This is a genomic window from Rhodoferax sp. RT5P35, from assembly GCF_056521385.1.
The window spans coordinates 133,190-146,144 of record NZ_JBWMAX010000002.1 but is presented as its reverse complement, the minus strand read 5'-3'; the positions used below and the strand labels follow the sequence as shown (position 1 = coordinate 146,144).

At 63.8% G+C, this 12,955-nt stretch carries 9 protein-coding genes; 2 read left to right on the top strand and 7 right to left on the bottom strand.

The features are described from left to right. Positions 1–184: 184 nt before the first annotated feature. From AC097L_RS02810 to AC097L_RS02795, 4 genes are all read right to left on the bottom strand, one after another. Positions 185–2,206: a CocE/NonD family hydrolase gene (locus AC097L_RS02810; protein ID WP_479584589.1), complete on the bottom strand. Its 2,022-nt coding sequence runs from the start codon at positions 2,204–2,206 to the stop codon at positions 185–187. 33 nt (positions 2,207–2,239) lie between these two features. Next, positions 2,240–3,616, bottom strand: coding sequence for an aminotransferase-like domain-containing protein (locus AC097L_RS02805; protein WP_479584588.1), 1,377 nt, complete (start codon positions 3,614–3,616; stop codon positions 2,240–2,242). 70 nt (positions 3,617–3,686) lie between these two features. Next, the gene (locus AC097L_RS02800; RefSeq protein ID WP_479584587.1) at positions 3,687–4,286 is read right to left on the bottom strand and encodes an HD domain-containing protein; all 600 of its coding nucleotides are present in this window, start codon (positions 4,284–4,286) and stop codon (positions 3,687–3,689) included. Next, a complete protein-coding gene (locus AC097L_RS02795) occupies positions 4,283–5,398 on the bottom strand; it encodes a clavaminate synthase family protein (RefSeq protein ID WP_479584586.1) in 1,116 nt (371 codons plus the stop codon). Before AC097L_RS02795 ends, AC097L_RS02800 begins: the two co-directional genes overlap by 4 nt. A 110-nt stretch (positions 5,399–5,508) precedes the next feature. Between AC097L_RS02795 and AC097L_RS02790 the strand changes: the two genes are divergently transcribed. Continuing rightward, positions 5,509–6,393 carry a LysR substrate-binding domain-containing protein gene (locus tag AC097L_RS02790; RefSeq protein WP_479584585.1) on the top strand — a complete coding sequence of 295 codons (885 nt, stop codon included), beginning with the start codon at positions 5,509–5,511 and terminating at the stop codon, positions 6,391–6,393. 211 nt (positions 6,394–6,604) lie between these two features. Here AC097L_RS02790 and aldA read toward each other — a convergent pair whose 3' ends face one another. The 3 genes from aldA to AC097L_RS02775 form a co-directional block, all read right to left on the bottom strand. Beyond that, positions 6,605–8,023 carry an aldehyde dehydrogenase gene (aldA, locus tag AC097L_RS02785; protein WP_479584945.1) on the bottom strand — a complete coding sequence of 473 codons (1,419 nt, stop codon included), beginning with the start codon at positions 8,021–8,023 and terminating at the stop codon, positions 6,605–6,607. 1 nt (position 8,024) lies between these two features. Continuing rightward, positions 8,025–9,218: a mandelate racemase/muconate lactonizing enzyme family protein gene (locus AC097L_RS02780; RefSeq protein WP_479584584.1), complete on the bottom strand. Its 1,194-nt coding sequence runs from the start codon at positions 9,216–9,218 to the stop codon at positions 8,025–8,027. A gap of 112 nt (positions 9,219–9,330) precedes the next feature. Continuing rightward, positions 9,331–10,596: an MFS transporter gene (locus tag AC097L_RS02775; RefSeq protein ID WP_479584583.1), complete on the bottom strand. Its 1,266-nt coding sequence runs from the start codon at positions 10,594–10,596 to the stop codon at positions 9,331–9,333. 655 nt (positions 10,597–11,251) lie between these two features. Here AC097L_RS02775 and AC097L_RS02770 point away from each other — a divergent pair. Beyond that, positions 11,252–12,820, top strand: coding sequence for an ABC transporter substrate-binding protein (locus AC097L_RS02770; RefSeq protein WP_479584582.1), 1,569 nt, complete (start codon positions 11,252–11,254; stop codon positions 12,818–12,820). Positions 12,821–12,955 lie beyond the last annotated feature (135 nt).

The following is a 12,955-nucleotide window of genomic DNA, read 5'->3' as shown; positions in this document are numbered from 1 at the left end:
CCCAGGCTACGCTACGCTGCGCCAACCCCCTTGCAGGGGGCAACACCAGCAGCCTGGCAAAGCCAGTTCTGCGGTGTTTCTGGAGGGTGTACGTTCTGGCCGAGTGGGAGCTGGACATAGTTTCGGTTACTTAAAATTAATAGCTATTAGCGCAGGCGGAATATGCGCTAGAGACCTAAAAAGCTTAAATTATCTTGCGCAGGATCTTTTTGTTCCAGTCCTTGGCAAACACCAGGCTTTCGCCCTCGTAGGCTTCCAGCCGCCCGGTCACCAGCCAGTGCGTCTTGGTGGCGCGCAGGCTGGAATAGGTTTCGGTGCGTACCACCCAATCGCCGCGCGCGGTTTCCATCGACCAGTGGCATTCCTGCCGGGCCGACAGCGGATCGTCCGGCAGGATGCTGTAGTTCTCGCGCCCGCAGCCCCAGGTGGTCAGGCCGTGCTCGGTGCTGGTGCTGCGGCCAAAGTCGTCGACGATGGCCATGCGGCGCTCGCCGGTGCGCTGGTCGGTGGTGACTTCGCGCTTGTTCCAGGCGGGCTGCAGCGTGGTGAGTTTGACGGGCGGCGCAGCTTCGGCGGGTGCAAACTCCGGGGCTTTTTCGCCACGCCGTGGCTTGCGCACCGGGATGTCGATGAAGCTGGCGCCGGTGTACACCGTCAGCGTCACCGGCTCGGGCGCGGGCCAGACCAGCGGCCAGTAGCTGGTGGAGATGGACACCCGCAGGCGGTGGCCTTTGGGCACGGTGCAGGCCACGTCGTCCAGCGCGATTTGCAGGGTGTAGACCTTGCCGGGCTCCAGCACTTCGGGATGTTCATGCTTGTCTTCAGTACCGCGGTGGCACAGGTTGGCCACCGCATAGGTCAGGCGCGACACGGCACCGTCGGGCCAGACGCTGTTGAGGCGGATGGCGGCGATGGCCACCGGGCGGTCGCTGCTGACCTGCAGGTGCAGCACCGCCGCGCCCACCAGGTCGATGGGCTTGGCCAGCGGCGGGGTGTCGAAGGTGAGCGAACCCGAGTCGTCCTGGCGCTGGTCGCCGGGAAACTCCGGGCCGAGCCAGATGATGCAGTACTCGCCGCTGTCGGCGCCGGTGTGTTGCGGCGAGGCGATGGTCTGCTTGCCCTTGGTGCCCGCCGTCGGGCCCAGGCCCTGGGGGTTCAGGTACCAGCGCTGGTTTTCCGACCGGTCCGACGGCCAGACGGTATCGCTCACCCAGCGTCCGTCGATGTGCGCCACGCTGGCACCGGGGCGGCCCAGCTCCATGATGTAGGTGCGGTGTGCCGGGTCCTGGTCCACGCCGGTGTCCACGCCTTTGAGCCACTGGTCCCACCAGCGCAGGGCCTCTTGCAGAAAACCGATGCGTGGCTCGGGCACAGCAAAGTGCGGGTACTTGTGGGCCCAGGGGCCAATGATCCCCTTCACAGGGCTTTGCACGCTGGCCACCAGGCGCGGCACGGCGTTGGAATAGGCATCGTTCCAGCCGCCGATGGCCAGCACGGCGGCCTGGATGGCACCCATGTCTTCGCACACCGAGCCGTGTTTCCAGTAGGCATCGCGGTGCGGGTGCTGCAGCCAGGGTATGGCCAGCAGGGGCTCGGCTTCCAGCCGCTCCATCCACATCGCGCGCCAGCGGTCGCCCACCAGGGCCGGGTCGGGGGCGCGGGAGGAATAGGCCAGCATGGTGGCCGACCAGCCCAGGTTTTCGCCCAGCAGGCAGCCGCCTTTGTAGTGGATGTCGTCGCTGTAGCGGTCGTCGGTGGAGCACAGGGTGATCACCGCCTCCAGCCCGGGCGGCTGGCGCGCGGCCACCTGCAGGCAGTTGAAGCCGCCCCAGGAGATGCCCATCATGCCCACCTTGCCGGTGCACCAGCTTTGCGCCACCAGCCAGGCGATGACTTCTTCACCATCGGCCAGTTCGGCTTCAGCGTATTCGTCCAGCATCACGCCGTCCGAGTCTCCGTTGCCGCGGATGTCGACCCGCACACAGGCGTAGCCGTGGCCTGCGAGGTAGGGGTGGGTCAGCGCATCACGCACCACGGTGCCGTCGCGCTTGCGGTAGGGCAAATATTCGAGGATGGCAGGCACGGGTTTGCGCTCGGCATCTACCGGCAGCCACATGCGCGCGGCCAGGCGGGTGCCGTCGGCCAGGGGGATGAAGAGGTTGGGAATCTCTTGGACTTTGCGGGGGAAGGATTTGGCGATTTTCATGGGGGTGGCGTTGACAAATTAGGGGGCCAAAATTCAAGGGGCCATGTCGGCTGCAGGACTGCTCTCCAGCACCTGAACCAAGGTGCGCAGCCCCAGTTTGAGTTGCGCAGGCGAGGTGGCCGTGTTCAGGCTGATGCGCACGGCGTGGGGGGCGCGGCTGCGTCCGGCGGCAAATTGCTCTGCAGTGCGCACCAGCACACCGGCCTGGCGCAGCGCGGCGGCAAACGGGCTGGCGTGCCAGGGTTCGGGCAAGGGAAACCACAGGTGCGGGTGGTGGTCGCTCCAGGCGTAGTCCCACCCGGCCAGACAGGTGTGGGCCAGGGCCAGGCGCTCGTCTATCTGCTGGCGCTGCAGGGTGATCAGGCGCTCGGCCTCGCCACTGCGCAGCCAGCGGGTGGCGATTTCGGGCATCAGCGGGGCCACCATCCAGCAGTCGGCGCGGATGCTGGCGGCCACCTTGTCCAGCCACTCGGGGGCGGCTTCCAGGTAGCCGACGCGCAGACCGGGTGCCATCACCTTGCTCAGGCTGGCCAGCAAAAACGACTGCTCGGGCACCAGGGAAGAGGCGGCGGGCGGCGGCTGGGCCAGCACGGCGGCGTGCACTACGTCTTCCACCAGCCACAGACCCCGGCGGCGCACCACGGCGGCCAAGGCTTCGCGGCGCGCCAGCGACATGGTGCGGCCCGTGGGGCTGTGCAGCGTGGGGCTGCAAAACAGCAGCTTGGCCTGGAAGCTGTGGGCGGCCTGGTCCAGCGCCTCGGGCAGCAGGCCCTCGCCATCCATCTCCAGCCCCATCACCTGCAGCCGCAGCGACCGCGCCAGGGCCAGCAGGCCGGGGTAGGTGAGCGACTCGGTCAGCAAAATATCGCCAGGCTTGGCCAGGGTGCGCAATACCCCGGCCAGGCCGTGCTGCGCGCCGTGGGTGACCATGACGCGGGCGGCATCGCCGGTAGTGCCAAAGCGGCGCAGCCAGTCGGCCCCGGCCTGGCGGTGGTGCGGGGCCCCGGTTTCGGGCTGGTAGGCCAGCAGCGCGGCCATGCGCGCCGAGTCAAGGCCCAGTTCGGCCAGCACCTGGCGCAAAGCCTCCACCTCATCGGTGGGGATGGCGACGTTGTGGGCCAGGTCAATGGGCGGCGCGCCGGGTGCAGGCGGGGCCGCATCCGGGCTGAGGGCGCGCACATAGGTGCCGTCGCCTACGCGGGCCGTCGCCAGGCCTTGCTGCTCCAGGCGGGCATAGGCGCGGCTGACGGTGGCAATCGGCACGCCCAGGCGCTGGGCCAGCACCCGCTGGGCAGGCAGCTTTTCGCCCGCAGAGAGCTGGCCGTCCCGGATTTTCTGGGCCAACTCTTCGGCAATCGAGGCGGTCGTGGATGTCGGAGTGGTGGCGGCCACGCCAGGGGCAGAGGGCATGGACAGGTGCGCTATTTGCTACAAAAAAAGAAGCTGCTAGCGCAGATGGAATATGCGCCAGAGGCAGATTTCATTCGGATTCCTTAAGAATGAGGGGGTCGAACGGCGGGCGGGCAAACACCTTGCGCAGCATAGGCTCGAAATAGGCCAGGGGCTTGCTCGGGTAGTGCGGGTCAAAAGATGCCTGGTCGTAGCGCTCGCAGAAGCGGCAGCAGGCGGCAAACCAGGGGTGGTCGCGGTAGGCCAGGTAGCCGTCGTTCGGCAGGCCGTAGTGGTGGGCGTAGTACTGCATCTGGAACAGACCGTGCATTTCCACCACCCAGGTGACCTCGGCCCGCACGTAAGGGCGGATAAGTGAGGCGGCAAACTGCGAATGGTTTTCAGGGGCCAGCTCGTCGCCCAGGTCGTGTAGCAGGGCGGCGACGATGGTCTCCACATCGGCCCCGTCCGCCTCGGCGCGGGTGGCGGCTTGCAGGGAATGCTCCAGGCGGCTCACCTGGTAGCCCTCCAGCGAGTCGCCCAGGCGGTGCAGGGCCAGCAGCAAGCGGTCGGGCAGCGCGCGCACGTAGCCGTGCTCCAGCTTTTGCAGAAACACGTATTCCTCGGTGCTGCCGTCTTTCATTTGGGTGAAGCTGACGGCGTGCGGGGCGGGATTGGCGACGGTGATCATGCGGGGGTTCCGTTCAGTTGGCGGTGAAGTACACGGTACAGGCTGCGCGGGCCGTCGCGGTCGATGTAGCAGCCCTGCAGCTGGCGGTGGCCCTCCGTAGGGTTGAACGACGTGCGGCCATGCAGCACGCGGTTGTTGTCGAACACCATCATCTGGCCGGGCTCCAGGCGGAAGCGCAGCGCGAACGCGTCGTCGTCGAACAGCTGGCCCATGCGCTTGCGCGCGCGGTGGTAGCGGCGGGTGTCGTCCTCGGACATCAGCGGAATGTTGTCCAGCCGGGGGCTGTAGTGCACGCCCACCATGTCGCCGCTGCCGTTGAGTTCGATCATGGGTTTGATCGCCACCAGCTGGGTAGTGGCATCGCGGTGCTCGAAGCGCAGCGGGATGCGGCTCAGCAGCGCAAAGCCTTCGGGGTCTTCCTGGCGCACCTGCGCGGCCACCGCCAGGCTGTCCACCAGGCTGGACAGGCCACCCGAGGTTTCGTTCTGCAGGCACTGCAGCAGCTGGATGCCGGGCACCGGGGTGCGGTAGGGATTGTCGGTATGCGGGCCCAGCGCCACCGGCTGGTACGACAAATCAATGGCCTCCGCCGGGGGGCGCGAATACACCTCGAAGTACGTACCAAAGTTGGTTTCGCGCACAAAGCCGAAGCGCCGGGCGATGCTGAGGATGGAGTCTGGCTGCGTGGGCGTGTGGTGCACTAGCAAAAAGCCGAGTTCGATGAAGTCTTTCAAAGCCTTGTACAACACCGCGTCCTGCGCCAGATCGGGCCACTGGTACACCGGCTGGTAGGCGATGTTGGCGGCCCAGGGCCGGGGCGCGGGGCAGCCTTCACTCAGCACTGTCCCGGCCAGCAGTTCGGCCGCGTCAAAGTGCCCGGCAAAACCGTCGCTGAAGGCCAGGTGCAGGCGGGGGCCATCCCAACGGGCGGCGGTGAGTGCCAGGTCTTCCGGAAACAGGTGCGGGTTGATGAGGCGCTGGCCCGTCAGCGGGTCGCGCTGGCTGGAGTCGGGGCTGAGGGCGCGTAGCCACAGGGCGGGCAGTGGCGTGTCGCCTGCCGGTGTGCGCATCACCAACCGGGTGGGGTTGGAAAGAATGTGGATTTCAGACATGGCGTGGCAGTTGTGGGTTGGCAAGGGACAAAGTTTGCGGGATTACCCCGGAACCGACAAACGAACAAAACAACGCTATAACCTTAGCAAAACTAATGCCCGGCTAATCCATGCAACGTCTTCCCCCCCTGAACTGGCTGCGCGCCTTCGAGGCTTCGGCCCGCGCCCTGAGCTTCACGGCTGCCGCGCAAGAGCTGAACATGACCCAGTCGGCGGTTAGCCAGCAGATCAAGAGCCTGGAAAATGCCATTGGCCGCCCGCTGTTTGTGCGCCGGGTGCGCGGCTTGGAGCTGACCGACGCAGGCCGGGGCTACCTGCCCACGGTGCAGGCGGCGTTTGCCATGCTGGAGGAAAGCACCCGCGTGCTGACCGGACGCAAGGAGCCCGACATGCTGGAGCTGCACGTCAACCTGTCGTTTGCGAAGTTCTGGCTCAGCCCGCGCCTGGGTCGCTTCATGGACCAGCACCCCTGGGTGCAGCTCAATGTGGTGACCTCGATCTGGCCCGAAGAGCGGCAGAGCGATTCGGCCGATGTGGAGATCGTCTTCGGCCAGGGCAAGTGGGAAAGCCGGGTGGGCAAGCGGCTGGGTCAGGACAGCATCTTTCCAGTGTGTTCGCCCGAGGTAGGCGCGCGCATACAGCGGCTGGACGACCTGCTGCGCCAGCGCCTGTTCGACCTGCCTGGCACGCTGCAAAGCTGGGACAGCTGGCTGGAGGCCTACCCCGCCAAAAGCCGCGTGGCCCGGCCCCTGGTGCACCGCACCAGCACCTGGGCGCTGAGCCTTGAGTGGGCGCAAAACGGCCTGGGCGTGGTGCTGGCCCACGACACTGTCGCCAACGACCTGATCCGCGCCGGGCGGCTGGTGCGGCCGCTGGCCTTTGCGCTGCCGATGAAAGAGGCCTACTACCTGATCGCCCCCGAGGGCAACCAGGCGCACCCGGCGGCGCAGGCGTTCAAAACCTGGTTGTTGCATGAAATGGAGGCAAAACCGTAGTTACTATGGTTTTAGGAGCTACTGGCGCAGGTGCCATATGCGCTAGCGGCCTGAAACGTATAAATCCACTGCGATGACGTGCCTTCCAGAAACACCGTGGAACTGGCTTTGCCAGGCCACTGGTGTTGCCCCCTGCGTGTCGTATGGGCTTTTCAAGCCCATACGAGGGGGGGTGGCGAAAGATGCGAAGCACTGCAGCCTGGGGGTGTTCCTAATACTTCATCACCACCAAGCGCGTCTGGGTAAATTCCAGCATGCCGTGCTTGCCGTCATCGCCACCGAGGCCGGAGCGCTTCCAGCCCGCGTGGTAGCCCTGGTAGGGGTCGGCGGGGGTGCGGTTGATGTAGAGCTCGCCGGCTTCAATCTCGTTGCTGGCCTGCATCACGCTGCGGTAGTCTGCCGTGTACAGCACCGAGGCCAGGCCGAACTGGTGGTCATTGGCTAACTCCAGCGCGTGGTCCAGCGTGGTGTAGGGCAGCACGCATAGCACCGGGCCGAAGACTTCTTCCTGCACGATTTCCATGTCTTGCCGCACCTGGGTCAGCAGGGTGGGCGGGTAGAAATAGCCGGGGCCGCTGGGCAGGCTGCCGCCGCATTCCAGCTGGGCACCGGCCTGCACCGCACGTTCCACCATGGCATGGATGCCCTGGCGGGCCGAAGCGCTGACCAGTGGGCCCATGTGCTGGGGTTGTTCGGCACGGTTGGCGAAGGCGTGGGCGCTGAGCTGGGCCTTCAACTTTGCCACCAGCGCGTCGTGCACGGCCTCTTGCACGTAGACCCGTTCCACGGCGGTGCAAAGCTGGCCGCAGTGCGTGGTTTTAGAGCGCACGATGTCGCTGGCGGCTTTGTCTAGATCGGCATCGGCCGCCACGATGGCCGGGGTTTTGCCACCCAGCTCCAGCGACACCTTGGCGATGTTGACGCGCGAATAGTCCAGCACGCGCTGCCCCGCACCGACGCTGCCGGTGAGCGTGATCATCGCCACTTTGGGGTGCGTGCACAGCACTTCGGCTTCGGCGTGGCCCATGGCCAGGATGTTGACCACACCAGGGGGAAGGCCCGCGTCCAATACCGCTTGCGCGATTTCGAAGGCCGAGCAGGGCGTATGGTTGCTGGGGCGCACCACCACGGTGTTGCCGGTGATCAGCGCGGGTGCAATCTTGCGTAGCAGGGTGTAGACGGGGTAGTTGAATGGGATCAGGCAGGCCACCACGCCCATGGGTTCGCGGTGCAGCATGAGGTTCTCGCCCGGGGTGTCGCTGGGGATGATTTCGCCCTCGATGCGGCGTGCCCATTCCGCGTGGTAGCGGGTGATGTCGGCGGCATAGACGGCTTCGTTCTCGGCATCTTCCAGGCTCTTGCCCGACTCCAGCGCCAGCGCCTGGCCGATGGCAGATTTGCGCGCCACCAGCGCATCGGCAAAGGCGCGCAGATGGTTGCCACGCTCGATGCTGGTGAGCTTGCGCCAGCCGCGCTGGGCAGCAGCGGCTGCGTCACAGGCGGCTAGAGCCTGGGCGGCGCTGGCGGCGCTGACCTGGCCCACAGTTTCCTCGGTGGCGGGGTTGGTGACGGTAAAGCCAGTGTCACCGGCCACCCATTGGTTGTTGATGAAGTTCAGGTAGTGCGTCATATCAAAAATAACCCAGTGGGTGTTGCGCCATGTCGAGGTGCAGGCGCGTGCTGTCATAGGGGTGGGCCAAGGCTACGGCCTCGTTCAATTCAACCCCCAGGCCGGGTTCCTTGCTGGGGATGACGTAGCCGCCTTCCCACTGCAGTGGCTTCTTCAATAGCTGTGCGTGGAAGCCGCCAAACTGCTGGATGCTTTCCAGGATCAAAAAGTTGGGGATGCAGGCCGCCAGCTGGATATTCGCTGCCGCCACCACCGGGCCGCAGTACAGGTGCGGGGCGATTTGCGCGTAGTGCGCCTCGGCCATGCCGGCGATTTTCTTGGCTTCCAGAATGCCGCCCACGCGGCCCAGGTTGGGCTGCAGAATGCTGGCCGCACCGGTTTCCAACACCCGGGCAAATTCGTATTTGGTGCACAGGCGTTCGCCGGTGGCCACAGGGATGCAGGTGTAGCGCGCGACCTCGGCCATGGACTCCGGGCGCTCGGGCGGGGTGGGTTCTTCAAACCACAGCGGGTTATAGGGCTCCAGGCGGCGCGCCAGGCGCTTGGCCCCGGACACGGTGAACTGGCCGTGGGTGCCAAACAGCAGATCAGCCTTGTCGCCCACGGCTTCGCGGATGCGGGCACAAAAGCGTTCCGACATATCCATGCGCTCCAGCGTCGGCTGGCGCGGGTCGAACACCGAGTAGCCGCCCACCGGGTCGAACTTCACCGCGGTAAAGCCTTCTTCCACATAGCGCATCGCGCGCGCGGCGGAGCGGTCCGGGTCGCCGTAGAACGACTCGTCCTCGTCGGGGTCGGGGTACAGATAGGTGTAGCTGCGCAAGCGCGGGTTCACCAGGCCGCCCAGCAACTTGTAGACCGGCTGCTCCAGTGCCTTGCCGGTGATGTCCCAGCAGGCCATTTCCAGGGCGCTGAGCACGCCCATCAGCGAGATGTCGGGCCGCAGCGAGAAACCTTCACCGTAGGCGCGCCGCCACAGGGTTTCGGTCTGCATCGGGTCTTCGCCCTGGAACACGCGGGCAAACAGGTCTTCCGCCATCGCCGCCACCACTTTCGGGCCAAAGGTGGCGGTGTAAGCCTCGCCAATGCCTTCGATACCGCAGCGGGTGCGCAGCTTGACGAACACAAAATAGCGGCCGCCAAAGCTGGGCGGCGGGTTGGCCACGATGAAGGTCTGGATGGATTCAAGTTGCATGCGGGCTCCGGGGGGCTGGGTTCTGGATTCAAGTATGGACAGAAAGTTTAGGGCCGCCCTGTCCTATCCACCCCGGCCCGCAGCAAGATCAATCCTAATAATTGATTGGCTGCTACGGGCCTAGATCGGCGGGAGCCGTGTTGGACCCAGCGGTCCGGCGCGGGTCCATCTGCAGCACCGCCTGCGAGCCGCTGCCCATGACCACATAGTCGGATTTGACGGCATGCTCGTCGGCATGCGGTGTGCTGCGGATGCTGTAGCGCCAGATCGCCAGCACCAGCAAGGTCAGCGCGCCCGCAAAGTACAGCATCAAGGCCTCGGGTCCCATCCAGTCCATCATGGCACCCCCCAGCGTGGGCCCGACCGTGGAGCCAATGCCGTACAGCAGCAGCAAGCCGCCGGTGACTTCCAGCACCCGCGAGGGATCGATCAAATCATTTACATGGGCCACGCTCAGGCCGTAGATGGAAAAAGACAGTCCGCCGTACACCACACCCATGGCGATCAGCAGCATCTCGTTGCCCTGCGCCATGAAATAGCCCGCCAAGGCCACGGCCGCGCACACGGCGCACACCAGAAACAGCACGCGGCGGCGGTCATGCCGGTCGGACAGATGTCCCACCGGCCACTGGAACACGGCACCCCCCAGGATGGTGGCGGCCATGAAGGTGGCACTTCCGGCTTCGCTGAACCCCACGCCCTGGGCAAATACCGTTCCCAGGCTGAAAAGGGCACCGTTGAGCAAGCCCGCGCCAAAGGCCCCGATCACGCCGATCGGCGAGATGAAAAACAGCTCGAACAATCCCAGCTTGGGCGCGTCGGTGGGTACGGGCTCTTTCACGGGGGTCAGCGTGATCGGCAATATGGCCAGCGAAAACAAAATCGACACCAGCGCAAAAGGCACGAAACCGTACCGGTCGCCTACCAAAATAAGCCACTGGCCCAGCGCCAGCGTCACCCCGCACACCGCCATGTAAATGGCAAACACTTTGCCGCGCTGCTGGCTGGTGGCCACCACGTTGAGCCAGCTCTCCACCACGATGTACAGGCCCACCAGGCACACCCCGGTAATGAAGCGCAGCATGCCCCAGGCCCAGGGGTTGGTCCACAAGGCGTGCATGATGGGTAGCGCCGAAGCCACCGTGGCCATCGAAGCAAAGGCCCGGATGTGCCCGACGCGGCGGATGATGACCGGGCAGGCATAGGTGCCAAACACAAAGCCCGCAAAATAGGCCGAATTGACCAGGCCGGTCACCAGGGAAGAAAAATGGGCGGCACTGGCCTGGGCACCAATGGCCGCAAACAGCAGGCCGGTACCGACCACCAGCATGCCCACCCCGCTGAGAAGTGAGGCCAGGGGAATGAGTATGTTGCGCAAGAGCGATTCCTTGTGTATAGCGACAGCAGCAGTTCGAAGTTACCACGGACCGGTGAAATCCCATGGCCCAAAGCTGCATTGGCGGGGTTTGCAGGTTGCACCATCTGCGTGCAATAACACCCGTACTGCCGATTTTTGTCTGCACCGATTCGGGGGTTGGCAGGCCGTCCGGTAGGCCATGCAAAGTGAGTAAGGTGGGTGCGCGGCGGTGGCCGAAGCGGCATACCACTGTACGGCCCTGCGGCATAAAGCAGCAGCCTCAATGGCTATTTTCAAACAGCCCGCACGGAAGATTTTGGAGGCGTTTTTAGCCCGAAAAAATAGCCCGCTCGAAAAGGGCACTTGTCTGCATGCGCTTTGCATAAGTTTACAGATTCTGCAGCTGCCTAACAGGCTGACCTTATGCGGCTAGCTGAAATCCGACACTAATTGATGGCACTGCGACGCAGGTGCATTTACGTACTTGATCTCTTAAAAATAATTGAACCACCCTTTGAAAATCAATTGTCCAAATAAGCGCATATACCGATACAAGAAAAAAAACCCACCCTATGATGGTTGGCGAGTGCAAAACCACTTTGCCCTTGGGGTAGTTGCATGATTTCCAGAACCCTCCAGCGGACCCCTATCCATTGACCTTGAAGGAATTTTTGATATGCCAATGAACGACATCAACCCAGAATCCAGGATCATTCTGGACCGCCGCCAACTGATTACCGGTGCCGCTGCTTTTGGTTTGTCCGCCACTTTTGGCGCCATGCCAGCGATGGCGCAAGGCGCACCAAAAAAGGGCGGCACCCTGCGCATGGGCCTGGAAGGTGGGTCGGCATCGGACAGCCTGGACCCCCGCACTTACGCCGACTCGATTCCCATCAACATCAGCCTGATGCTTTGGAACAATCTGGTCGAAGTGGCCGACAACGGCGATGCCACGGGCGAGTTGTTTGAAAACTGGGAAGTCAAACCCGGTGCCACCGATTGGATCTTTAATATCCGCAAAGGCATTACCTTTACATCCGGCAAAACACTGGATGCGGACGATGTGATTTACTCGATCAATATGCACCGCGGCGAAACAAAATCGCCCGCCAAAGCGCTGTTGGCCGATATCAAAGAGATCAAGAAACTCTCGCCCACGCAAATCCAGATTTTGATGACCAATGGCAACCTGGATTTGCCATTTAACCTGAGCGATTACCACATCATCGTAGTGCCGAATGGCACGACCGATTTCAGCAAGCCCGACGGCACCGGTGCCTACGTGCTGGAAGAGTTCCAACCCGGTGTGCGCGCCACCTTCAAGCGCAAGCCCGGCACCTACTGGAAACCCAACCGCGGCAACTTTGACCGCGTGGAACTGCGCTACATCGGCGACGCCGCTGCCCGCACCCAGGCGCTGGTGACCGGCCAGGTGGACGTGATCAACCGCGTGGACCCCAAGACCGCCGGACTGCTGGGCAAGAGCAAGTCCATCAAGCTGTCGCGCACACCAGGTGCTGGTAACCGTTTCGCCTTTGTGGCGCACACCGACAAGTCGCCCTTCAGCAACCCGGACCTGATGATGGCGCTGAAGTTCGGCATCGACCGCAAAAAGATCGTGGACAACGTGTTCTCGGGCTACGCCTCCATCGGCAACGACCACACTGTGGGCGCGAAGATGAAGTACTACGACCCCAAGCAAAAGCTGACCGCTTACGACCCCGACAAGGCCAAGTTCTTCTTCAAAAAGGCCAACATCACCGGTGCCGTCGAACTGCAAGTCTCGGAAGGTGCCTTCTCGGGTGCCACCGACAGCGGCCAGGTGTTCCAGGAGTCGCTGTCCAAAGCGGGTATCCAGCTGGACCTGAAGCGCGTCTCTGGCGACGGCTACTGGGACAACGTCTGGCTCAAGCAACCCTTCTGCGCCGTGTACTGGGGCAACCGCCCGACCATCGACAACCAGTTGACCAGTACCTTCAAGGCCAACACCACCTGGAACGACACCCACTTCAACAACCCCGAGTTTGAGAAGCTGCTGGTGGCCGCCCGTGTCGAACTGGACCAGCCCAAGCGCGCAGAAATGTACGCACGCTGCCAGGAACTGATCAAAGACAACTCCGGCATGGTGTGTTTTGCGGTGCAGGACTACATCGACGCGTACAACACCAAGCTGGCAGGTTTGACAGTCTCTGGCCGTTACGACCTGGGCGATGACCGTATCGCTGAAAAGGGCTGGTTTATCTAAGGCTCACCCCCAGGCTACAGCGCAAGCGCTTTTCGCCAACCCCCTTGCAGGGAGCAACACCTGCAGCCTGGCGGAGCCAGTTCTGCGGTGTTCCTGGAAGGGGCAGCGTGCGTTCTGGGTGTAGCCGGGGTGCTT